Origin of the sequence: Streptomyces sp. NPDC090032 (genome assembly GCF_044748025.1) — a bacterium.
Taxonomy (GTDB): Bacteria; Actinomycetota; Actinomycetes; order Streptomycetales; family Streptomycetaceae; genus Streptomyces.
In genome coordinates this window covers 138252-161203 of record NZ_JBIVFF010000017.1, presented here as the reverse complement: position 1 = coordinate 161203, position 22952 = coordinate 138252, and the positions used below count along the sequence as shown (strand labels likewise).

22 protein-coding genes are annotated in these 22952 nt (G+C 70.6%); 11 read left to right on the top strand and 11 right to left on the bottom strand.

Translation table 11 applies throughout. The features are described from left to right. Positions 1–48: 48 nt before the first annotated feature. From ACIPWY_RS34775 to ACIPWY_RS34765, 3 genes are read right to left on the bottom strand one after another with little or no spacing between them, the layout of a single operon-like run. Positions 49–969, bottom strand: coding sequence for a carbohydrate ABC transporter permease (locus tag ACIPWY_RS34775; protein WP_362907858.1), 921 nt, complete (start codon positions 967–969; stop codon positions 49–51). After that, positions 966–1934, bottom strand: coding sequence for a sugar ABC transporter permease (locus ACIPWY_RS34770; protein ID WP_362907859.1), 969 nt, complete (start codon positions 1932–1934; stop codon positions 966–968). The genes ACIPWY_RS34775 and ACIPWY_RS34770 overlap by 4 nt, the downstream gene beginning before the upstream one ends. 18 nt (positions 1935–1952) lie before the next feature. Then, complete coding sequence (locus ACIPWY_RS34765) at positions 1953–3245, bottom strand: sugar ABC transporter substrate-binding protein (protein WP_362907860.1); 1293 nt, start codon at positions 3243–3245, stop codon at positions 1953–1955. Positions 3246–3497: 252 nt separating this feature from the next. Between ACIPWY_RS34765 and ACIPWY_RS34760 the strand changes: the two genes are divergently transcribed. Further along, positions 3498–4568, top strand: a complete 1071-nt coding sequence (locus ACIPWY_RS34760) for a LacI family DNA-binding transcriptional regulator (protein ID WP_362907861.1) — start codon at positions 3498–3500, stop codon at positions 4566–4568. A gap of 13 nt (positions 4569–4581) precedes the next feature. Here the strand turns inward: ACIPWY_RS34760 and ACIPWY_RS34755 are convergent, their stop codons facing one another. Then, positions 4582–5064 (bottom strand): luciferase family protein, encoded by a 483-nt coding sequence (locus tag ACIPWY_RS34755; protein WP_393702526.1) that lies wholly within the window; start codon positions 5062–5064, stop codon positions 4582–4584. 432 nt (positions 5065–5496) lie between these two features. On the opposite strand from ACIPWY_RS34755, the gene ACIPWY_RS34750 reads away from it, so the two are divergent. Beyond that, the gene (locus tag ACIPWY_RS34750; RefSeq protein ID WP_393702486.1) at positions 5497–6033 is read left to right on the top strand and encodes an HAD domain-containing protein; all 537 of its coding nucleotides are present in this window, start codon (positions 5497–5499) and stop codon (positions 6031–6033) included. 31 nt (positions 6034–6064) lie between these two features. Here ACIPWY_RS34750 and ACIPWY_RS34745 read toward each other — a convergent pair whose 3' ends face one another. Next, entirely contained in the window at positions 6065–6949 is an 885-nt protein-coding gene (locus ACIPWY_RS34745) for an aminoglycoside phosphotransferase family protein (protein ID WP_393702484.1), read from the bottom strand. 129 nt (positions 6950–7078) lie between these two features. Then, on the bottom strand, positions 7079–7993 hold the full coding sequence (locus ACIPWY_RS34740) for a MerR family transcriptional regulator (protein ID WP_362907997.1): 915 nt from the start codon (positions 7991–7993) through the stop codon (positions 7079–7081). Positions 7994–8104: 111 nt separating this feature from the next. On the opposite strand from ACIPWY_RS34740, the gene ACIPWY_RS34735 reads away from it, so the two are divergent. Further along, a complete protein-coding gene (locus tag ACIPWY_RS34735) occupies positions 8105–9625 on the top strand; it encodes an alpha/beta fold hydrolase (protein WP_393702482.1) in 1521 nt (506 codons plus the stop codon). Positions 9626–10208: 583 nt separating this feature from the next. Here ACIPWY_RS34735 and ACIPWY_RS34730 read toward each other — a convergent pair. Next, positions 10209–11177 (bottom strand): alpha/beta hydrolase, encoded by a 969-nt coding sequence (locus ACIPWY_RS34730; protein WP_362907866.1) that lies wholly within the window; start codon positions 11175–11177, stop codon positions 10209–10211. 325 nt (positions 11178–11502) lie between these two features. Between ACIPWY_RS34730 and ACIPWY_RS34725 the strand changes: the two genes are divergently transcribed. Beyond that, complete coding sequence (locus ACIPWY_RS34725; protein ID WP_362907867.1) at positions 11503–12231, top strand: glucose 1-dehydrogenase; 729 nt, start codon at positions 11503–11505, stop codon at positions 12229–12231. 184 nt (positions 12232–12415) lie between these two features. On the opposite strand, the gene ACIPWY_RS34720 is transcribed toward ACIPWY_RS34725, so the two are convergent. Beyond that, on the bottom strand, positions 12416–12859 hold the full coding sequence (locus tag ACIPWY_RS34720) for a MarR family winged helix-turn-helix transcriptional regulator (RefSeq protein WP_393702479.1): 444 nt from the start codon (positions 12857–12859) through the stop codon (positions 12416–12418). Positions 12860–12913: 54 nt separating this feature from the next. Here ACIPWY_RS34720 and ACIPWY_RS34715 point away from each other — a divergent pair, with 54 nt between their 5' ends. From ACIPWY_RS34715 to ACIPWY_RS34700, 4 genes are all read left to right on the top strand, one after another. Continuing rightward, positions 12914–13519, top strand: a complete 606-nt coding sequence (locus tag ACIPWY_RS34715; protein WP_393702477.1) for a TIGR03086 family metal-binding protein — start codon at positions 12914–12916, stop codon at positions 13517–13519. 85 nt (positions 13520–13604) lie between these two features. Next, positions 13605–14432, top strand: coding sequence for an N-formylglutamate amidohydrolase (locus ACIPWY_RS34710; RefSeq protein WP_393702475.1), 828 nt, complete (start codon positions 13605–13607; stop codon positions 14430–14432). A gap of 152 nt (positions 14433–14584) precedes the next feature. Then, positions 14585–15568, top strand: a complete 984-nt coding sequence (locus ACIPWY_RS34705) for an alpha/beta fold hydrolase (protein ID WP_401536416.1) — start codon at positions 14585–14587, stop codon at positions 15566–15568. Positions 15569–15708: 140 nt separating this feature from the next. Continuing rightward, positions 15709–16356 carry a dihydrofolate reductase family protein gene (locus ACIPWY_RS34700; RefSeq protein ID WP_393702471.1) on the top strand — a complete coding sequence of 216 codons (648 nt, stop codon included), beginning with the start codon at positions 15709–15711 and terminating at the stop codon, positions 16354–16356. A gap of 21 nt (positions 16357–16377) precedes the next feature. Here the strand turns inward: ACIPWY_RS34700 and ACIPWY_RS34695 are convergent, their stop codons facing one another. Further along, positions 16378–17445, bottom strand: a complete 1068-nt coding sequence (locus ACIPWY_RS34695; RefSeq protein ID WP_393702469.1) for a class I SAM-dependent methyltransferase — start codon at positions 17443–17445, stop codon at positions 16378–16380. Positions 17446–17695: 250 nt separating this feature from the next. Between ACIPWY_RS34695 and ACIPWY_RS34690 the strand changes: the two genes are divergently transcribed. Beyond that, entirely contained in the window at positions 17696–18517 is an 822-nt protein-coding gene (locus tag ACIPWY_RS34690; RefSeq protein ID WP_362907874.1) for a VOC family protein, read from the top strand. Between the two features lie 10 nt (positions 18518–18527). Here ACIPWY_RS34690 and ACIPWY_RS34685 read toward each other — a convergent pair whose 3' ends face one another. After that, positions 18528–19295 carry a sulfite exporter TauE/SafE family protein gene (locus tag ACIPWY_RS34685; RefSeq protein ID WP_393702467.1) on the bottom strand — a complete coding sequence of 256 codons (768 nt, stop codon included), beginning with the start codon at positions 19293–19295 and terminating at the stop codon, positions 18528–18530. Positions 19296–19451: 156 nt separating this feature from the next. Here ACIPWY_RS34685 and ACIPWY_RS34680 point away from each other — a divergent pair, with 156 nt between their 5' ends. Beyond that, a complete protein-coding gene (locus ACIPWY_RS34680) occupies positions 19452–20183 on the top strand; it encodes a class I SAM-dependent methyltransferase (protein WP_393702465.1) in 732 nt (243 codons plus the stop codon). A 467-nt stretch (positions 20184–20650) separates the two neighbouring features. Here ACIPWY_RS34680 and ACIPWY_RS34675 read toward each other — a convergent pair whose 3' ends face one another. Then, positions 20651–20842 (bottom strand): hypothetical protein, encoded by a 192-nt coding sequence (locus ACIPWY_RS34675; RefSeq protein ID WP_362907877.1) that lies wholly within the window; start codon positions 20840–20842, stop codon positions 20651–20653. A gap of 436 nt (positions 20843–21278) precedes the next feature. On the opposite strand from ACIPWY_RS34675, the gene ACIPWY_RS34670 reads away from it, so the two are divergent. Next, positions 21279–22940: an ATP-binding cassette domain-containing protein gene (locus ACIPWY_RS34670; protein ID WP_362907878.1), complete on the top strand. Its 1662-nt coding sequence runs from the start codon at positions 21279–21281 to the stop codon at positions 22938–22940. Positions 22941–22952: the final 12 nt, after the last annotated feature.

Genomic DNA, 22952 nt, shown 5'->3' with positions numbered 1-22952 from the left:
TTCTGTGGTACGTGGGTGCCTCGGTGGCGGGATGCCCGCCGTACGGGGTCAGCCCTTGACGGCTCCCTCGCCGACCCCGCGGAAGAAGTACCGCTGGAGGCAGGCGAAGAGGATGATCAGCGGCGCGACGGCGATGATCGTGCCGGCCGCGACGATCCGCTCGTCGTTGGCGAAGGTGCCGTGCAGGTAGTTCAGGCCGATGGTGAGGGTGAACTTCGCCGGGTCGCTGAGGACGATGAGCGGCCACAGGAAGTCGTCCCAGGCGCCCATGAAGGCGAAGATCGCGACGACCGCGAGGGTGCCCTTCACGGACGGCAGCGCGATCCGCAGGAACCTCTGCCAGGCGTTCGCCCCGTCGACGAAGGCGGCCTCCTCGATCTCGTACGGCAGGTTCAGGAACGCGTTGCGCATCAGCAGGACGTTCATGGCGGCGATGCAGCCCGGCAGGACCACGCCGACGAGGGTGTTGTTGAGGCCGAGTTCACGCATCGTGGTGAACTGCGCGATCACGATGCTCTCGACGGGCACCAGCATCGCGAGGATGAACACGAGGGTGGCGATCTTCCGGCCGCGGTAGCGCAGCCGGGCCAGCGCGTAGCCCGCGAGCGCGGAGCCGACGCAGTTGGTGACCACGTTGGCGGTGGCGACCTTCAGGGAGTTGAACGCGTAGTCCCAGACCGGAATGGTGTCGGCGACGCGCTCGTAGTTGTGGAGCGTGGGATCGGCCGGCAGGAACTTCGGCGGGGAGCTGAAGATGTCCTCGTGCGTCCCCTTGAGCGAGGTGGACAGCTGCCAGAGGAAGGGCCCGACGGTGATCGCGAGCACGGCCAGCAGCAGCGCGTAGCGCAGTACGAGTTCCCAGACGCGGATGCGCCGGCCGTTCTCGTCGGTGACGCGCGGTGCGCGGCGGGGCCGAACAGGCTTGGCTGCCCGGGCAGTTGTGGCGCGGACGTCCTCGGTGACGCTCACGCGTCCTCCTTCCGGTCGGCGCGGAGCACGAGCAGCATCAGCGCGACGGTGACGACGAACACGACGACGGAGATCGCCGAGGCGTAGCCGACGCGGCCGGTCAGGCCCGTTCCGGTGCGCTGCACGAGCATCACGAGCGTGGTGTCCTCGCCCGCGGGGCCACCGTTCGGCCCCGCCATCAGATAGACCTCGGAGAACACCTTGAAGGCGGCGACCGAGGAGAGCGCGGCGACCAGGACCATGGTGGAGCGCACGGCGGGCACGGTGACGGTGAAGAAGCGGCGTACCGCGCCCGCACCGTCCACCGAGGCGGCCTCGTGCAGCTCGCGCGGCACGTTGGCCAGCGCCGCCAGGTAAATGATCATGTAGTAGCCGAGGCCCTTCCAGACCGTGACGGCCATGGCGCTCAACAGGAGCAGCCACTGGTCGCTGAGGAAGCCGACCTTGCCGATCCCCACGGCTTCGAGCAGCGAGTTCACCAGACCGCGCTCGTCCAGCATCCACACCCAGATCAGGCCGACCACGACGATGGACGCGACCACCGGCGTGTAGAAGGCCGACCGGAAGAAGGTGATGCCCGGGATGTTCTTCTGGACGAGGAGGGCGAGCAGCAGCGGAAGGAGTACGAGGGCGGGGACGACCCCGACCATGTACAGGACGCTGTTGCGCAGCCCCGTCCAGAACATGTCGTCGTGCAGCAGCTCCCGGAAGTTGGCCAGGCCCACGAACTCGCCGGGGATCAGGGTCCGCCGGTCGGTGAAGGAGTTGACCACGGTGGAGACGAACGGATACAGGATGAAGACGGCGACGACCAGCAGCCCGGGGGCGGCGAACAGCCAGGGGCTGGTGGGCAGATGACGTCTGACGCGGGAGACGGGCCGCCCCGAGGCGTTCGCGGGTGACGTCACATCGGCGTGCGCGGCGGTCTCGGCGGCGGTCTTCACGGTCGGAAGGGGACTCGTCATGATGTACGGCTCCGGGGCTCAGCCCTGCTGCTGGAGCAGCCGGTCACAGGCCTTGACAGCGTTGTCAAGAGCGGTCTTGGGACTCTCCTTGCCCTGCAGGGACTTGGCGACGGAGTTCCGCAGCTCGGTCTTCATCTGCTCGCTGAACAGGACCGGCGTGTAGTTGACCGCGGACTTCAGGGAGTCGGCCGCGGCGATCCGCACCCGCGTCTCGTCCGAGCCGTCCTGCTTCGTGAAGTAGGGGTCGTCCAGGGAGCCCGCGGTGCTCGGGAAGATGGCGACCTTCTTGGCGAACTCCATCTGGTGCTGCGCGTCGGTGACGTAGTGCGCGAAGGCCACGGCCGCGGGCTTCTGCTTGGTGCGCGAGTTCACCATCACGCCCATCACGTACATGTTCACCTTGCCGGTGCTGGTGATCTGGTCCGTGATCCCGATGTTCCTGTAGAGGCTGGGCGCCTCCTTCTTGAACTTCGACAGGTCGAGCGCGCTGCCCGGGTTCATCGCCACGGCCCCGGTCAGGAACTTCTTGCCGGTGGACTCGGGCGTCGCGGTCAGCGCCTGCGGGTCGAGCGCCTTCGCGTCGTACAACTCCTTGTACTTCGTGAGGAGTTCGACACCCTTGGCGTCGTTGAACGCGAAGCCGGTGCCCTCCTTGTTCATGAGCGGAGCGCCGTAGCGGCCGAAGTCCTCGATGGTGGGCACGTTGGCGAGCGTGGCCACCTTGCCCTTGCTCTTCTTCGCGAGCTGGAGCGCGTCGTCGAACAGTGCGTCGTACGTCTTCGGGGGCTTGGACGCGTCGAGCCCGGCCTTCTTGAACAGGCTCTTGTTGTAGAACAGCGGCCCGGTGTTGAGGTACCACGGGAAGGCGTACGTGCCGTCCATGCCCGGTATCTGATGGCTGGCCCACGCCCCCGGCAGGTACTCCTTCTTGTACTTCGGGGCCGCCTTGTCGAGGTCGAGCGCGAGGCCGGCCTTGGCGAGCGGGGCCACGAGGTCGGGGGAGACGTTGACGACGTCGGGCAGCGTGCCGCCGGCGGCGTCCGCGCTGATCTTGTCGGCGTAGCCCTCGCCCGGCTGGTCGATCCACTTCACGTGGGTCCCGGGGTACTTCTTCTCGAAGTCCTTGACCAGGCCGTCGAAGTACGGCTTGAAGTTGGCCCTGAGGTTCCATGTCTGGAACGTGATGCTGCCTTCGATCTTGCCCGAGGCGTCCGCCGAGCCGCCGTCGTCGCCCCCGGAGCCGCACGCGCTCAGCGGCAGGACGACAGCGATGGCGGCGGCAGCGGCTAGTGCTCTGCGAGAGATGGGCACGGTGACACGGCTCCTTTGCGGCGTCGAATGTTGCCGTGCAGACCCTGCATTGCGATCACGGAAAAAGTCAATGCATTCTCGGAAACTGCTGTGAGCGGAATGACATATCGGCAGGTCAGGGCAGTGGAGTAGACCTTTTGAAGGGGGTGACTAATGCGCTTTAGGGTCTTGAGCTCAAGCGCATTAGTGTGCGCCGCGTGCGCTACGCTGGTCGCGGCAACCCAGCCGGGTTCCACGGGGAAAGGGGCAGCTGTGGCAGCCAAGCGGTCTCCCGCGCGCCGGCCGACGATGAAGGACATCGCGCTCAGGGCGGGTGTCTCGGAGAGCGCCGTGTCCTTCGCGCTCAACGACCGGCCAGGGGTCTCCGAGGTCACCCGCGACCGGGTGCGGCGCGTGGCCGAGCAACTCGGCTGGCGGCCCAGCACGGCGGCCCGCGCCCTGTCCGGCGAGGGCGCCGCCACGGTCGGCCTGGTCGTGGCACGCCCGGCGGACACGCTGGGCGTGGACTCGTTCTTCCTCCAGCTCATCTCCGGCATACAGGAAGTCCTGGCGGAGCGTCATCTCGGCCTGCTGTTCCAGGTGGTGGAGGACGTCGAGGCGGAGTGCGCCGTCTACCGGCGCTGGTGGGCCGAGAACCGGGTGGACGGCGTGCTCGTCGTCGACCCCCGCACCGCCGACCCGCGCCCCGCCCTCCTCGACGAACTCGGACTGCCCGCCGTGGTGATCGGCGGAGTGCCCGACGCGCACCACCCGGGCCTGTCGACGGTCTGGGCGGACGACGCCGGGGCGATGGCATCGGTCGTCGACGAGCTGTACGCGCTCGGGCACCGCCGCATCGTCCACATCGCAGGGTTGCCGGGCCTCGCGCACACCGAGCGGCGCATCCGCACCCTGCGCGGCGAGGCCGAGCGGCGCGGCCTGACCGAGGTGCGGTCCGTGACCACGGACTACTCGGACGCCGAGAGTGCCGCGGTCACGCGCCGGGTCCTGGAGGCCGGCACACCGCCCACCGCGCTCGTCTACGACAACGACGTGATGGCCGTCGCCGGGGTGGCCGCCGCCGGCGAGCTGGGCTTCTCCGTCCCCGGCGACGTCTCGGTGGTGGCCTGGGAGGACTCCCCGCTGTGCCGCATGGTCAAGCCCTGGCTGTCGGCGCTCTCCCGCGACACGGTCCAGTTCGGCCGGACGGCGGCCCAGGAGCTGACCGCACTCCTGGACGGCGGCCCGGCCCGGACGGTGCAGGTTCCGCTGCCCCGCCTGATCGAACGCGACAGCACGGGGGCGGCGCGGGGTGCGAAGGCCGTGGCGGGAGGCAGTGACTGACAGGCGTTGCCGGTCAGTGGCCGTGCGGCAGCATCCGTCCGACGGCCTTCCACGCGTCGTGGACGCGGCCGTGGTGAGCGGCACCGGGCGCCGACGCTGCCGCCTGCCCGGCCGCGCGCGGTGCCGGGATCGCCTGTGGTTCCCAGTCGCAGGGTGGGGCCGAGCGGGCGGCGCGGGGGCCGCCGCACTCCTCCTGACGCCCGCTGACCGCGTCGTGCTCCTTGAGCGCCACGCTGATGAGCGTCAGCAGGAGCGCCACGTCGTCGTCGCAGTCGAGCAGCACGGTGATCCACGAGGCCCCGGGGCGCACCCGGATCGCGGTGCTGTCGCGCAACTGCGGAAGGAGGCGTTCGACCGCAGTGCGGGTGAGGTACAGATCTGCGGCATCGTTGGCATGGAAATGCACGATGTCGCACCCCGCTGTCCCGAAGGCGCGCCCAACGGCACACCGGGGAGAGCCACTTACCAGGTTCGGCCAGGACTCCAGCTGGGTCATGGCGCGATGGGCCGCGGTCATGTGCACATGGTTGCGCACTCTTCACCCCGCCAACCAGCCCTATTCACCACCCGCTTGATTAATCGGCGGTTTCGGGACCCTCACGAGGGACGGAAGGGGGCGGCGTGCCCCCGCCGGCTCGGGCGAGCAGGGCCGTCGTGGACGCCTCGCGCAGGCGCCTCAGCAGGCTCCCGACCGACCGGAGCGTGGTCCCTGACATGGCCCATCGCGAAAATCGGCGGCACGGCCACGTCACCGGGTATGAACCCCAACTGCCATTGGGTCAGAGCGTCCCGCCGGACGACCGCGCCCGCATGCGCCATGCCGCTCGCCGGCTCGTACCTGTCCACCGGCCTGGTGTCGGCAGTCATCATGGTCCTCACACCAGCGGCGCGGGCGCGGGCGCGGCCCCCGAGTCGCTACTGTGCCGAAGTGACCGGATTCGTGCACCTTCCGCTCCTCTTCCTCGACGTCGACGGGCCGCTGATTCCGTTCGGCGGGCCGCCGGAGTGCCACCCGACGTATCCGATGCGCCGGCCCGGGTGCCCCGACCCGCTCGGTGCCGCCCTGAACCCCCTGCTGGCCAGGATCAATCCCGCGTACGGGCCCCGGCTCGCGGCGCTCCCGTGCGAGCTCGTCTGGGCGACGACCTGGATGGACGAAGCGAACGACTGCGTCGCCCCGCTTCTCGGGCTGCCGCCGTTGCCGGTGGTTGACTGGCCGGATCCGGCGGTGCGCGAGGCAGGACACGGCGTCCGCGGCCTGCACTGGAAGACCCGCGCCCTGGTCGGCGAGGCGCACGGCCGTCCCTTCGCATGGGTCGACGACGAGATCAGCGACGTCGACCGCGCCTGGGTCTTCGAACATCACCCGGAACGCGCCCTGCTGCATCGCGTGGACCCGCGACAGGGCCTCACCGAGGCGGACTTCGTTCTTCTCGACGAGTGGTTGCGCGCCGCAGCCGACTGACCCGGGGCGGTGCGCAGGCAGGACGGGATCGTCAGGCCGCGGCCACGTCGTCGGCGAGGAGTTCCGCGATGACGTGACGGGCGATGGAGGCCATCACCGGATTGCTCTCCCGGTAGTACCGGAGCTCCTGAAGGGCGACGGACAGGGCCCAGCCACGGCCCCGCGCCCAGGCGTCGTCGTCCGCGCCCGAGCCCGTCCGGAAGACCTCGCGCGCACCGGCGGGCAGCAGGTACCAGGCCGCGATGAGGTCGACCGCCGGGTCGCCCAGGCCCAGGCACCCGAAGTCGATGACGGCGCTGAGTCGTCCGTCCGTGACGAGCACGTTCCCGGGCTGCAGATCCGCGTGGATCCATACGGCGGGCCCGGCCCACCCGTGCGCGCGCAGGGCCGACTCCCAGACGGCGGTCGCCGCATCCCCGTCCAGCTCCGCCCGCAGCTCATGGATCGCCGCACGCGTCACCTCGTCGCGCCCCGCCAGCGGCTCGCTGCGGTAGGAGGCGGGTCCGCCCGTGGGGTCGACACGCTGGAGTACGGAGACGAACTCCGCCAAGTCCTCTGCCAGCAGGGCGGGTTCGTGGGCGTGGCCGGGCGCCGGGTTGGCGCCGTCGAGCCAGCGGTAGACGGACCAGGGCCACGGGTAGCCCTCGCCGGGCGTTCCTTTGCCCAGCGGAGTGGGGACGGCCACCGGGAGCGCTCCGGCGAGCAGCGGCAGCCACCGGTGCTCCTTCTCCACGTCCTGCGCCGAGCCCGCGAGGCGGGGGAGCCGTACGGCCATGTCCTCGCCGAGGCGGTACATGGCGTTGGACGTACCGGCCGAGACGACCTCCGTGAGAGGAAGGCCGGCCCACTGCGGGAACTGCGCAGCGACGAGCCGGCGCACCAACGAGACGTCGATGTCCGCCTCTTCGGGCCGCAACTTACGAGCACACACAGGGAAGCCTCGGGCCTTTCGCAGAGAGCCGCACAGGATGGATTCCGTTGCGCCAAGATACGGAATCCGACGCCGCCGGCCCAGTGATTAACCGGCGCCTGCGGCCTCCCCGCCTCAAGCGGCCCGGCGTGCGACCTGGGCGTCGAGCGCGGCGCAGAGCCAGTCGTGGGCGGCGCCCGGCGTCGGCCGCGAAGGACCGGTCAGTTCGGCGACGAGCTGCCAGTAGTGGTCGATACGCGGATCCGCGGCCAGCACACCGCTGAGCACACGGCGGAACGCGGGGGTGTCGCGCACGCCCCGTGCGGCGGCGTAGGCGGAGACGAAGCAGTCAAGCGCCTCACCCTCGTGCGGTGACCGCTGGTCGCACAGCTGGGGCGATGCCAGCGAGTAGGCCTCGCTGAGTCCCTCGTAGAGCACCCCGGGGCGGAACCCCTCCTCGGTCCGGTGCGCCGCCGGCTGGCCGCGGTCGCCGCCGTCGCAGGAGCCCGAGGTGAACGCGTGCAGTCGGGCGAAGGCCAGGACGTGGGCCGGAGTCGGGTCCGCCGGAGGCTGCGGCACGGCCTGGTCGAGGACGGCTGAGACGACTCGGGCGGGCATCCGCGGCGGCAGCCACCGGCGCCAGAAGCGGGCCGGTGCGGCCGTACTGGGCGGAGCCGACACCGCACCGACGAGAAGAAGCCGCTCGGCACGTTCGGTGGGGGTGCAGCCCTGGAGCAGCTGAAGTGCGGCCTCCCGCCAGCGCAGCGCGGCCAGTTGGGAGCCGATGTCCCGCAACTGGCCGGCGACGACGTCCTCAAGCGTGTCGCCGAGCGCGCCCTCCTCACCCAGAACGCGGCTCACGTCCGGCACCCGCACGTCGAGGGCGCGCAGGGAGCGGATGACGCGGAGCCGGTCGAGCGCCTCGGGCCCGTACCGGCGATGGCCGCCCGTACTGCGGGGCCCTTCGGGCAGCAGACCGCGGTCCGAGTAGAAGCGGACCGTCTTGACGGTGACGCCCGCGCGCTCGGCGAGCTCCCCGATGGACCACATGCTGTCGGCGGGCACGACTTGAACCTCCCTCAGGGGGAGTTCCTACGGTACCGGCGAGCGCGGACGGCCGGTGCGGCCCCTTCGCGGACCATGGCATGGGAGGAGACGGACATGACGGCATTCATCCTGGTGGCGGGCGCCCACACCGGCGGCTGGGTCTGGCGGGACGTGGCGGCGGGGCTGACGGACGCGGGGGCGCAGGCGTACGCCGTGACGCTCACCGGCATGGACGGAGAGGACAGCGGGAACGGCGGGGGCCGTCCCGTGGAGCTGGAGACGCACATCGACGAGCTGGTCCGGCTGATCGACCAGGTCGGGGAGCGGGACGTGGTCCTCGTCGGCCACTGCTACGGCATCCACCCTGTGCGCGGTGCCGCGGATCGGCGCCCCGAAAGGATCGCCAGGATCGTCCACGTGGAGGTCGGCATCCCCCAAGACGGCGACCCCGCACTCAAGTTGGTCCCCGACCAGACGGTCCGCGAGCGCGTGCTGAGGTTGTCCACGGATGGCGGGGGCGGGACGCTGCCCGCGCCGGGAGTCGAGGAGTGGCAGCGCTGGGGCAGCGTCGCCGGCCTCTCGGCCGAGGCGCTGGCACGGCTGACCGAAAGGGCCGTTGCCCAGCCCTTGGGCACGTTCACCAAGCCGCTGCGGCTGTCCGGCGCGGCCGCCGAGCTGCCGACGACCGGCGTCCTGTGCGCCGCCAACGGGTCGAGCATCGCCGTGGTCGAGACTCTGGTGGGCATGGGCGATCCCGCGTTCCAGGTGCTCGCCGACCCCCGTGTCACCTTCTTCGAACTCGACACCGGGCGCTGGCCGATGCTCTCCGCTCCCCGCGACCTCGTGGACGTGTTGCTCCGGGCCGTCGCCGGGGAGGGGCACCGGGTGACTGCCGCGGTGCGCGAGCGGCCCGCGCGCCTCCGGCCGTTCCTCATGGACGTCAAAGAGCGGCCACGGGAGCGGACGGGCCGCGTCGACCTGCATCTGCCCGACGCGGCCGGTCCCCGGCCCGCCGTGGTGTTCGTGCACGGAGGGCCGGTTCCGGCGGGCGCGCGCCCGACACCGCGTGACTGGCCCGCCTTCGTCGGCTACGCGCAGTACGTGGCGGGCCTGGGCGCTGTCGGGGTGACCGTGGACCACCGGCTCCACGAACTGACCGCGTACGGGCGGGCCGCCGACGACATCGCCGAGGCGATCGACCTCGTACGGGCCGATCCACGGGTCGACGGCGACCGCGTCGCCCTGTGGTTCGTCTCCGCCGGGGGGCTCCTGTCGGCCGACTGGCTCGCGGCGCCGCCGTCGTGGCTGCGGTGCGTGGCGGCCTCGTACCCGATCCTCGCACCGCTGCCGGGCTGGGGACTCGCCGACAGCCGGTTCCGCCCGGCGGTGGCGGTCCGTGGTGCGGGGCGGCTGCCGATCGTGCTGACCCGGGTGGGGCTCGAACGCCCTGAAATCGCGGTGACGGTCGAGGAGTTCGTGTCCGCCGCCGCGGACTGCGGAGCCGCCGTCGAGGTGATCGACGTACCGCTCGGCCACCATGGATTCGAGACGGTCGACCCCACCGACGCGTCACGCGCCGCGGTGGAACGGGCGGTGCGCTCGGTGCTCGGACATCTGGGAGCAGAGACGGACTAGTCAGCGGGCTGCTCGGTCTCGTCGGCTGCCGCGGTCATCCCTACCGTCGACTCGACCACCTCGGTTGCGCGGTGAGGAGGCGCTGTTGTCGGGCCTGGTGGGCGAAGAGGCGGTGGCGGTGAGGGTGTTCGACGCCTGTACGTCGAGGCCGATGAAGGGGTTCAGCCAGGTGAAGTGCTCGGCTGCGGCCTCGGGGGCCCCGCCGCCGCTGCTGTCGGCAGCACTGCGCTACGGGCGCAGGCCGCGGAGCACGATCCTGCGCGCGGGCGAAGAGCCGCGCGAAGCTCGCCCTCCGGCCTACATCGCATCCCTGCCCGCGCAGGACCGGCCCACCGGGAAAAGAGAGTCACCCCAGTTCCCGGGACGCGTGACCGCGGCGCTCTACTCCTCGCCCGAACTGGCGGCCCTTTCCGGCAGGGCTCTGATCGGCGCGGAGTTGGGCTCTTCGCTCTCCGTCACCGATATCGACGGCGGCACACCCCGGTCCATGCGTCATGTCCTGGGGAACCGCGCGAGCCTCGCCCAAGCCTGCTGGGCCGACCGACCCGGGCAACGCCGATCCTCACGCCGTCCTGGGGCGCCGTCAGGGCGCCGGGCGCCGCAGCCGACGGCCCAGGAGGACGGCTCCTGCGCCGGCGGTCAACGAGGCGGCGGCGATGCCGGTGAGTGCGGCCCGGACGTCATGAGTGGTTCCGGTGGCGGCCAGAGCAGGCCGGGCGGAATCGGCCGACGTGGCGGCTTGGAGGACGAGGTCGGTGACCGCGTCGGGGTGGGAGATCATGGCCACGTGGGAGGAGTCGATCTCCACCGTGTGTGAACCCGCGCGCTTCGCCTCGAAGCGTTCCTGGTCGGGGTTGATGGTCTTGTCCTGCTTCGCGACGAGGAACCACGACGGGATGTTCTTCCAGGCGGCCACCTTGGCCGTCTCCGAGAACGCAGTCGTTGCCGCAGGCCGTTGGGTGACCGCCATGACCTTCGTGGTGCTCTCCGGCAGGTCGGCGGCGAAGACCGGATGGATCCTGTCGGGCTTGAGGTACAGGTCTGTTCCGCTGACGCCGCCGGCCCGGTAGGGAACGGACTTGGTGGCGGTGCCGAGTTCGCTGGGGAACTTGGCCCCCAGGGTCATTCCGCTCTCGCCCACGTCGGGCATCAATGCCGATACGTACACCAGGGACTTCACCCGGGGGTTGCCCGCGGCGGCCGTGCTGATCAACGCGCCGCCGTATGAGTGACCCGCCAGCACGATCGGGCCCTTGATGCTGTCCAGCACGGAGGCGATGTAGGCGGAGTCGCTGTACAGCCCGCGCAGCGGGTTGGCGGGAGCGATGACGGTGTAGCCACGGCGTTCGAGCCGTTCGACCACCCCGTTCCAGCTGGAGGCGTCCGCGAACGCTCCGTGCACCAGCACGATGGTGGGTTTGGCCGTGGTCGTGCCGCCGTCCGCGGCGACAGGGGCCGCCACGGTCGCGCACAGGGCCACGGCGCACCCGGCTGCCATGACGGGTGCGCGACGTATTCGGCGCCATGCGCCGGGGACCGGAAATGCTGCCATGTTGTTCTCGCTTTCCGTTAGACCTACGACATCTGAGTGTTCGCCCATCAGCACCGGCAGGCGCAGCCACGCACTCCAGCCGGGTGACAAAAGTGGGCCATGGGGGTGAATGCCGGAGTCGACAGGTTTCCCGGATCCGCGTCGTGAACTGTGTGTGATCCGCCGACTGTCCAGCGCCGTGCGCAGACCACTGGACGCGACCGGCTCTACGCCACAGAACCGCGCCACCGGCCCGATCCGGTTCACCTAACTAAGATGTTCGCGGGGTATCGGGATGAATTCGAACCATCCGCCAGTCGTGATTGAGAATGTCGGGAGTAGCGCCATGGGCAAGTTGCAGGGAAAGGTGGCGGTCATCACCGGCGGTACCGCCGGGATCGGACTGGCCACAGCAAGGCTCTTCGTCAGAGAGGGTGCCTATGTCTTCATCACGGGCCGCCGCCAGAAAGAACTCGATGAAAGCGTGAAGGCAATCGGCGGCAACGTGACCGGCGTTCAGGGAGACGTCGCTGAACTGGCCGACCTCGACCGCCTCTACGAGACCGTCGCGGCGAAGGGGCGAATCGATATCGTTTTCGCCAACGCCGGGCTGGGTGAGTTCGCTTCACTGGAAAATGTCACGGAAGAGCATTTCGACAAAATCTTCAACGTCAACGTGAAGGGGGCGCTCTTCACGGTACAGAAGGCCCTGCCGCTGTTGAACGACGGTGCCTCTGTCATTCTCGTGGGCTCCGTTGCGGGCGTGAAGGGAACTCCCGCGTTCTCGGTCTACGGTGCGAGCAAGGCTGCCGTCCGAAATTTCGTCCGAGGGTGGACGGTGGAGCTGAAGGATCGGCGTATCCGGTGCAACGTCCTCAGCCCTGGCCCGATCGAAACGCCGCTTGTGGCGGCGCAACCTCAAGATGCCATCGCGAAGATTGCATCCACCATCCCGATGGGCCGCATGGGGGAGCCCGACGAAGTTGCCAAGGCGGCACTCTTCCTGGCCTCGGACGACTCCAGCTTCGTCACCGGGATCGAACTGTTCGTTGACGGTGGCAGAGCGCAGATCTAATTGCGCAACGGTGCGTCTGACCGTGTCGTTCGGTTCCCGGGGCCGGTCGTGACCACATGCCTGCGCAGTGCTGCGGATTCAGGCCCCGAACGCCACCTCGCCGTACACGATCAGCGCCTCGCCGACCTCCGGGCGTCTTCCGTCGGGTCGTCGAGCGGACGATCTCCTGGCTGCACCGCCTTTGTCAGGACCTCTGAGGCGTGTCCGCATCCGGCGTGAGGGTGTGGACCGAGTCGAGGAAGGCGCGACGGTCGGCCGGGGGGAGCCGCGCCAGGAGGCGGTCCTCGTGCGCGTGGATGTCGGCCTGCGCGGACCTGCGCACGCGTCGTCCGTCGTCGGTGATGGACAGGAGGCGGACCCGGCGGTCGTCAGGGTCCGGAGTACGGGAGATCAGACCTGAGTCCTGCAACGTGTCCAGCGTGGAGATGATCCGGGTCTTGTCGGCGCCGATCGCCGTCGCGAGCGCGGCCTGGGTGCGGACGGGGCCGTCGTCCAGGGCGCTGAGGACGACGTATCCCCACATCGAGATCCCGTGCGACGCGAGCACCGGCAGTTCGGCGGCGATGAGGGAACGCACCAGGGGCTGCAGCATCGCGGCGAGGTCGCGCCGTCCTCCGTTCTTGGCCATCACGCGCCGATGATAGACGTTGACATGCGATAGGCATCGGCAGATCATAAGCGTATGCCTACGAATAGAGATCTGGTCGCACTCGACGCGGAAGCCGTGCGTACGAGCGTCGACATGGTGGCGCGGGCGACGGCCGGGGACCTGGACAGGCCGACGCCGTGCGCAGGGTGGACGCTGCGTGACCTGCTCGGCCACATGGCCGCGCAGCACTACGGATTCGCCGCGGCCTCGCGAGGGGAGGCGGATATTGCGGTGTGGCGGCCGCGTCCGCTCGGGGACGATCCCGTCGGGGCGTACCGCGAGGCTGCCCGGCACGTCCTGGAGGCCTTCGCCGTCGACGGGGTCGCACAGCGGGCGTTCCCGCTCCCGGAGATCCGCGACGGCGGACCGTTCCCAGGGGCGCAGGCCGTCAGTTTCCACTTCATCGACTACGTCGTGCACTCCTGGGACGTGGCGCGGACGCTGGGGCACCCGGTGGCGTTCGACCCCGAACTCCTCGATGTGGCGCTCGCCGTGGCGCGGGCGGTGCCGGGAGGCGAGGCGCGGCGCGGTCCGGGTGCGGCTTTCGCGCCGGCGGTCACGTCCCAGGGTGGGGCACGGCTCGACGAGATCGTCGCGCTCCTGGGCCGCTCACCCGCATGGCGACCTGTCTCCGTCTAGTTGTGGCCGGTCTCCCAGGCCTGGTCCGTCACGCACCCCGTCCCGCGACGACCCCGCGCGGGTGCGGGCGGGGGAGAGTGGGCACATGGACACCACGGACAGTTCAGTGCAGGACACCCGGCCGTCGTACCGGCTGATTCCGGGCAGCGCCGCGTCGCCCGTCATCCTCCACGTGCCGCACGGCTCGCGCTTCGTGCCGCCACACGTCCGCAGGGGCATCGTGCTCGACGACGTGTCCCTGGAACGGGAGTTGGACCTGATCACGGACGCCCGCACGCAGGACATCGCCGAACTCGCCGCACGTGACGCGGCGGTGACGCCCTGGCGATTCGTCAACGAACTGTCCCGCCTCGTCGTCGACCCCGAACGATTTCCCGACGAGCGCGAGGAAATGAGCGCGGTCGGCATGGGCGCGGTCTACACCCGCACCACTCACCGCGAGGTCCTCAGGCCCGAACCTCCCGCCGACGGGACCGAGCTCCTCGACACCTACTTCCACCCCTACGCCGCCGCGATGACGCACGCGGTCGAGGACCGGCTCGCCGCCACCGGGCGGGCGGTGATCGTCGACGTGCACTCGTACCCCAGCCGGGCCCTGCCCTACGAACTCCACGGTGCGGGTCCGCGCCCGCCCGTGTGCCTGGGCACCGACCCCTTCCACACCCCCGACGCCCTGCTCGCGCAGGCGCGCGCCGCCTTCGGCGAGCTCGGTGGCATCGCCCTAGACACACCGTTCGCCGGGACATACGTGCCGCTGCGGCACTACGGCAAGGACCCGCGGGTCGGTGCCCTCATGATCGAACTCCGGCGGGACGTATACCTGGACGAACCGGTGACGCCGGCGCCGGGCCTGCCGAAGGCGGCGGCCGCGCTGGCCGAGCTGGTGGACTTGATCGGCGGCGCGGGCGACTGAGCCGAAGGCGCCGGACCGGATCGTTCCGGCCGGGCGGATTTTTTGCCGAAGCGGCAACAAAGGTCGGTGCCTTGCCGCGGCCGTTGCATGATCGGTGTCGGCCATCGCCGATCGCACCCGGCGGTGCCGCACGGTGTCTACAAGGAGGTCTCATGACGCAGCAGGCCGGGGAAGCCACGCACCGACTGGTCGACGGGCCCGCGGGCCGGATCCACCTCATCGAGCAGGGCACGGGGCCGCTGGTCCTGCTCGTGCACGGGTTCCCCGAGACCTCGTACTCGTGGCGCCGCCAGCTGCCGGCCCTGGCTGCCGCCGGATACCGGGCCGTAGCCATGGACGTCCGCGGTTACGGCCGCTCGTCGAAGCCCGCGGACCCGGCCGCGTACGGAATGCTCGACCTGGTGGACGACAACGTCGCCGTCGTGCACGCCCTTGGTGAGCGTTCCGCGGTGCTCGTGGGACACGACTGGGGCGCGAACATCTCCGTCTGCTCGGCACTGCTCAGGCCGGACGTCTTCCGCGCGGTCGCGCTGCTGAGCGTTCCCTACACCCCGCCCGGCGGACCCCGGCCGAGCGACATCTTCGCGGGCATGGGTGGGGACGAGGAGATCTACGTCTCGTACTTCCAGGAGCCAGGGAGGGCCGAGGCGGAGATCGAGCCGGACGTGCGCGGCTGGCTCGCGGGCCTCTACGCCGCGCTGTCGGCCGACACGATGGCCGCGCCCGGCGCACCCGACCCGCACTTCGTCGCCCGGGGCGCAGCGATGCGTGACCGTTTCCCCGTCGGCCGGCTCCCCGCCTGGCTCGACGAGGCCGAACTCGACGTGTACGCAGGGGAGTTCGAACGTACGGGACTGACCGGGGGGCTCAACCGTTACCGGAACATGGACCGGGACTGGGAGGAACTCGCCGCCCACCGGGGCGCCCCCGTCACCCAGCCCTCCCTGTTCATCGGCGGCGCCATGGACGCGTCCACCACCTGGCTCGCCGACGCCATCGACGCCTACCCCACCACGCTGCCGGGCCTGCGCGCGTCGCACATCCTCGACGGCTGCGGCCACTGGATCCAGCAGGAGCGCGGCGACGAGGTCAACCGCATCCTCGTCGAGTGGCTGGCCGGGCTCCCCGAGGCCTGAGAGGTCGCCTGCCCCGTACGCGCTGCGGCGACGGGATTCCTGGAAGAAAATCGGGACGCGCTGTCGATCCGGCCCCGCACCGTTCGACGCAGGGGTGAGGGCGGGAACGGACCCGCCACGGTCACCACCAAGGAGACGTCATGCCCAAGCTCCGCGTACACAACGTCACTGTCTCGCTCGACGGGTTCGCCGCCGGCACCGACCAGCGCATGGACGCGCCGTTCGGCGACGGGATCGACGACAGCCTGCACGACTGGATGTTCGCCGCGATGCGGGACCATGCCGACGGCAAGAAGGGCGTCGACGTCGACTTCGTCGCCCGCAGCGAGGACAACATCGGCGCCACGATCATGGGCCGCAACATGTTCGGCCCCTATCGCGGACCGTGGGAGAACGAGGCGTGGACCGGCTGGTGGGGCGACAACCCGCCCTTCCACCACCCCGTGTTCGTGCACACGCACTACCGGCGTCCGTCGGTGTCGATGAAGGGCGGAACGGACTTCCACTTCACCGACGAGCCCGTCGAGACGGTCCTCGCCAGGGCCTACGAGGCCGCGGACGGCAAGGACGTACGCATCGGCGGGGGCCCGGCCACGATCCAGGAGTACCTGCGCGCCGGCCTCGTCGACGAACTGCACCTGGCCATCGTGCCGCTCCTGGTCGGCAAGGGCGAGCGCCTCCTCGACAACCTGAGTGACGGCGTCGACGGCTACGAGGTCGCAGAACTCGTCAGCTCCCCGGCGGCCACGCACGCCCGTCTGGTCCGCCGCTCCCCGGCCGGCGCATGACCCGGTGAGCCGGCGCGAGGGTCACTTGCGGGCCACGTAGTACACGTTGAGGATGTCGCCCTCGACCTGCTCCACGTCGATGTCACCGAACCCGGCATCACCGAGCATCTGCAGCGCCCGCTGCCGCCCCCACACCGCGCCGAGCCCCGCGCCGCCCTCACCCAGCGACACGGTCATGCAGTAGAAGACCGAGAAGGTGTACAGGGCGGGGCCGAGGGGATGGCCGATGTTCTCCTCGAGGTTGCTGGAGGCGGAGATGTCGCCCATGAGGAACACGCCGTCGTCACGCAGCGCGGCGGCCACCGCGTCCAGGGTGCGCGCCGGGCGGGCCAGGTCGTGGATCACGTCGAACGCCGTGATCAGGTCGTACGTACCGGCCAGGTCGGCGGTGTCGACCACGTCGAACCGGACGTTGTCGAGACCGAGCCGCTCCGCCTCGGCGCGTGCCGCCGCGATGCCGGTCCGGGAGATGTCGACCCCCCGGAACCGGCTGGCGGGGAACGCCTGGGCCAGCAGATTCACCGCGTGGCCCTGCCCGGTCCCGATGTCCAGCGCGTCGATCCCGGCGCGCAGCCGCTCCGGGAGGCCCGGCGCCAGCGGGATGATCGTGTCGACCAGCGCCACGTCGTAGACCCGGCCCGTCTCCTCGGCCTGGAGCTCCTGGAACCGCGGATACGAGGAGTAGGGGACCCCGCCGCCCTTGTGGAAGGCGTCGAGCACCTCGTCCTCGACGATGCCGAGAAGGGCGAGGTCCTGAAGGAGCGAGGCCATGTTCTCCGGCCCTGCGGCCCGGGTGAGGGAAGCCGCGTGCTCGGGCGGGAGCCGGTACGTGCCGTCGTCCGGCCGGTACTCGACGACACCGGCGACGGTCAGACCGCCGAGCCACTCCCGTACGTAGCGCTCGTCGAGATCCGCGGCCTTCGCGATCTGCACGCTCGTCGACGGCGGAAGAGGGGCCATCGCATCGAACAGCCCTGTCCGATGGCCGAGGCTGCACAGATAGCCCAGACACGCGTCATTGACCACTTGGACCATGCGCCCCGCGAACTTCTCCGCCCGCTCGGGATCGAGCCCCTGCCCGGCCGTCATCGCCGACTCCTTCCGGCCAGGGCGCGGCACCACCCACCCCGAGATCACGACGCCGACGCGGCACCACCCACAGCGTGCCCGATCGGCACCTTTTATCCTGATTCTACGTCGGGCGTTTCAAGGTGTCCCCAGGTCCCTGACCCCTCGCCCGGCGGCTTTCGGCCAGTTGCGTGTCGCCCCACTGGGCGATGGCCGCACGAGGCCGTTCTTGCTGCAATGGGCGCAGGCCGTGATTCAGGGATGGTGCACGATGACCGACAGACTGGCCACCGAGGCCGGTGACGAGGGCGGCCCGCTGAGCGGCGCTGTGCTCGGGGCCCCTTGCTGGGTGAGCCTCGCGGCGCACGACCTGGCCGCCACCAGAGCGTTCTACGAGGCCGTACTCGGCTGGGAATTCCGCCCGGGCCGCATGGGCGACCGGTTCGCCGTCGCGATGGCGGACGGCAGACCGGTGGCGGGTATCGGCGCGGTGGCGCCCTCCCTCGGCGTGGCCACGGCCTGGTTGCCGTACTTCGCCGTGGAGGATCCGGACGAGACCGCGAGCCGGGTGCGCGAACGCAGCGGCACCGTCGGCGTGGGCCCGATCCCCTTCCCGCTGGGCCGCGCCGCGCTGGTGTCCGACAGCAGCGGCGCCGCGTTCGGGATCTGGTCCGGTCACCTCGTACGGGACTGGAGCGGGTGGCATCCGGAGGCGCGGGTCGGGCTCAGGCTCGTGACCCGGAACGCCTTCGACGCCGCCATCTTCTACGGCGAGGTCCTGGGCTGGACCCGGCCCGGCGGCTGCGACGTCCGCTACGAGAACGAAGAGGTCGTCCTGGTCTGCGGCGGCCTGTCCATGGCCCGGATCAGCTCCGGCGCCGTGGAGGCGGCCCCCGATCCTGACGTCCGGCCGCACTGGGAGGTCCAGTTCACCGTGGGTGACATCGCCGAGTGTGCCCGCGCGGCCCTCAAGCACGACGGCGCCGTGACGGGCGAGTGGGACGACGAGGCGGGACGCTGGGCCGCGGTACGGGATGCTCAGGGAGCTCCGTTCACGATGTTCGAACCGCATGCGGGCCCCTTGGCGGAGTGAGCACGCTCGGTCACCGGACCAGCAGCTGGACGACGCCGGCTGTCCCCACCGTCACGACCAGGGCACGCAGGACGCCGGGGCTGAGGCGCCGGCCCGCCTGCGCGCCGAGCCGGCCGCCGAGTGCGGATCCGGCCGCGACGAGCAGCACGGCCGTCCAGTCGAAGTCGGCGACGAAGAGGAAGAAGAGGGCGGCGACGGCGTTGACGACGGCGACCAGGACGTTCTTGACGGCGTTCAGGCGCTGCAGCGGCTCGTCGAGCAGCATCCCCATCAGCGCCACGTAGAGGATTCCCTGCCCGGCGGAGAAGTAGCCGCCGTATGCGCTGGCCAGCATGAGGGACGTGAACAGGAGCGGCCCGGCGTCGCCGCGCGGGCGGGCGCCGGACCGCTCGCGCCGCCGCCGCAGCCGGGCACTGATCAGGGGCTGCAACGCGACCAGGACGACAGCGAGGCCGACGAGGACCGGCACGATCGCCTCGAAAGCCGCGGCCGGAAGGGTGAGCAGCAAAGTGGCGCCCGCGAACCCGCCGAGCACCGCACCGGCTCCCAGCTTCAGGATGCGCCGCCCCTGCCCGCCGAGCTCGGCGCGGTATCCGATGGCGCCGCTGACGGACCCCGGGATCAGTCCGAGCGCGTTCGAGACGCCGGCGGTGACGGGCGGCAGGCCGGTGGCGAGCAGAACCGGGAACGTGATCAGAGTCCCGGAGCCCACAGCGGTGTTGATGGCTCCGGCGCCCACCCCGGCCGCACAGACGGCGACCATCTCCCACACCGTCACTGAGCCCCCCTCGCCGATTCGTTCCGCACACCGCAGACGCTAGGCGGCGGACGGTTCGGCGAGTGCCGAAGCGTGTGCGGTGGCCGCTGGTGCGGCGCCGTGCTCTCCCGAAAGACCCCGCGAAATTAGGATCGCCGGACAGGGAAGGGGAGCCGGATGGACCGGAACATACGCAGTGTCGACGACGTACTCGCGCTCCTGGACGGGCTGTTCGCGCCGGCCGCCGACCGCTGGACCGGCGGTGCGGCCACCTGGTGGGACGGCTTCTATGCCGACCGCACCAGACCCGTGCCGTTCTTCGCCGACAAGCCCGACGAGAACCTCGTCTCCTACCTCCGGCGCGGGCTCGTCACCCCGGGCCGCGCCCTCGACCTGGGCTGCGGCCCCGGGCGCAACGCGATCCACCTCGCCGCGCAGGGCTTCGAGGTGGACGCCGTCGACCTGTCCCCGGAAGCCATCGCCTGGGCGGAGGAACGGGCGGCAGAAGCGGGCGCGGAGATCCGCTTCCACTGCGGCGACGCCTTCTCCCCGGCCGGCGCCGAACTCCGCGGCCCGTACGACCTGATCTACGACTCCGGCTGCTTCCACCATCTGCCGCCGCACCGCCGCATCAGCTACCTCGGCCTCCTCGACCGGACCCTCGCCCCCGGCGGCCACCTCGCCCTCACCTGCTTCGCGTCCGGCGCGATGGGTTCGGAGGTGGCCGACGCCGATCTCTACCGAGGATCCGGCCTGCACGGCGGTCTCGCCTACACGGCGGAGTCCCTGCGCTGGATCTTCTCCGACCTGACCGAGGTCGAACAGCGGCGCATGCGCGACGAGGCGCCCGGTTCGCAGAGCTTCGGCGAACCCTTCCTCTGGACGGCCCTGTTCCGGCAAGTCTCTTAATTTCGGAGGGAGTTGAGGAAGTCGACCGGTGAGGCGTCGAAGGCTCGGGCTGTTCCAGGTTCGGCAGGTGTCCGGCGCGGTCGACGACGGCGAGGGTCGCGTGCTGGATCAGCCGCTGGATGCCCCGGGCCTCCTCGGACCGGATGTACACGTCGTCCGCGCCCACCGCGACGAGGGTGGGAGCGGGCGTGGCCGCCAACGTCGCCCGGTAGTCCGCGCGTTCGGCACGCCCCCGCAGCGCCGCGGCGGCGCCCGCCGGGTCGGTGCTCCGCGTCATCTCCCGTACGCGTGCGGCGACTTGGGGCTTCGCGGTGAGTTTGAGCCGGTCGGCATCTTGTCGATGACCTCACCCGCGTATCCGTCCATGCCCTCAGCGAGGAGCGGGAGGGAGCCGCCCACCGGCGCGGGGGCCCGCGTTCGGTGACCCCGCGTCGCGGGACGTGACGGTGCGTGGGGCGAACCCCGCGTCAGTTGTGGCCGAATTTCCGCGGCTGCTTGTGCGAGTGGTGCTCCGAGATCCGGCGCGCGGGCTCCTCGGACGGGTCGGTCGCCTTCGTGATCGGCTCCGGCGTCGCCTTCTTCTCGGCGGCGGTGCTGCGGTCATGGCCGTGGCCGCCCGAGCGGGCGCCGCGGTTCTGGCGGCTCTGTTTCTTGCTCATGATCGTTCCTCCTGCCGGAGTGCGCCGGAGTGCCCGACGGCAGGCCGGCCACTCCCAGACTTGCACGTTGCGACAAGGGGTGCATGTCGGGCAGCGTCACGCTCGTGAACTGGGGATCTTGCCTTCCGATCACCCGGTCGCTAAGGTTTTCCACGTCTCTGTTGTCTCCGATCGAGGTGGACGTTGCGCATCTGAGGATCGCGATCACCGCGCCGTACGGCCTTCGCCGCCGTACGCCCGTCACGCTGTAGCGGCTTTTCCGTGCCGCCCGTGACCCCGCGTGGATGCGACCTCGGTGCATGAGCCGTCCCTCGATGATTCCCGGACAGCCGCACCCCCTGCCGGGTTCTCGGAATTCCGCTCTCCCGGTTCGGTCGCCGCGTGGTGCTCGCATACGTAGCCCCCTCCCACCGCGCTTGCGAATGCGAGAAACACCATGGCGACACCCACCGCGCCCAGCGCCTCCCTGACCTGCTCCGCCCTGTCCTTCCAGTGGCAGGACGGCACCCCCGTCTTCGACGGGCTCTCCCTCACCGTCGGCCGGGGCCGCACCGGACTCGTCGGCACGAACGGCACCGGCAAGTCCACCCTGCTGCGCCTGCTCGCCGGTCAACTCGCCCCCTCTCAGGGCTCGGTGACCGTCGGCGGCAGCCTCGCCTACCTTCCGCAGAACATCACCCTCGACACCGCGCTGCGCGTCGACCAGGCCCTCGGAATCGCCGAGCGTCGCGCCGCGGTGCGCGCCATCGAGAACGGCGATGTGAGCGAGGAACACTTCGACACCGTCGGCGACGACTGGGACGTCGAGGAGCGCGCCCTGGCGACACTGGGCTCCCTCGGCCTCGCGGACGTCGAACTCGACCGCACCGTCGGCCAGTTGTCCGGCGGCGAGACCATCCTCCTGCGCCTGGCTGCCCTGCTCCTGGAGCGCCCCGACGTTCTCCTGCTGGACGAGCCGACCAACAACCTGGACGTCTTCGCCCGCCGCAGGCTCTACGAGGCGGTCGACTCCTGGCGCTCAGGCGTCCTCGTCGTGGTCAGTCACGACCGCGAACTCCTCGAACGGGTCGACCGCATCGCCGAACTGCGCTCCGGCTCGGTGAACTGGTACGGCGGCGGCTGGTCCGCGTACGAGGAGGCGCTCGCCACCCAGCAGGAAGCGGCCGGCCGGATGCTGCGGGCCGCGGAGGCCGACGTGCGCCGGCAGAAGCGCGAACTGGAGGAGACCCAGATCAAGGTGGCCCGGCGCGCCCGGCACAACAAGAAGCTGGACGCCCAGCGCAAGGCCCCGAGAATCGTCGCAGGGGAGAAGAAGAGGTCCGCGCAGGAGTCCGGCGACAAACTGCGCGGGCTGCACGAGGACCGGCTCAGCGAGGCGCACGAGCGGCGCGAGGAGGCCTCGGAGGCCATCCGCAACGACGCCGAGATCCGCGTGAGCCTGCCCCACACCGCCGTACCCACGGGCCGTACGGTGCTGAGCCTCGACGAACTGAGCCTCCCGCACGGCAAGTTGCGCGACGGCAGCCTCCACATCCACGGCCCCGAACGGATCGCGCTGGTGGGGCGCAACGGAGCCGGAAAGACCACACTCCTGCGCACCCTCACCGGTGAGCTGGAACCGCTGTCGGGCGAGGCGAAGACGTTCGTACCGCTTCGGTTCCTGCCGCAGCGCCTCGACGTTCTGGACGACGAGCTGAGTGTCGCGGCGAACGTGGCGCGCCGGGCTCCGGGCGTCACCGACAACCACATCCGCTCCCAGCTCGCGCGGTTCCTGTTCAAGGGCGCCCGCGCGGAACAGCCCGCCGGCACCCTCTCCGGTGGCGAACGTTTCCGCGCGGCACTCGCGGCGACGATGCTCGCGGCACCGGCCCCCCAGCTCCTGATGCTCGACGAGCCGACCAACAGCCTGGACATGGCCAGCGTGCGGCAGTTGACGAGCGCACTGGAGTCGTACGAGGGCGCACTCCTGATCGCCAGCCACGACCTGCCGTTCCTCGAATCGATCGGCATCACCCGCTGGCTGCTGCTCGGCGAGGACCTTCAGGAGACGACCGCGGAGGAGGTGCGCGACCTGCTGGAAGCCCCGGAGGCCGGGTGAAACGAGGGTCGT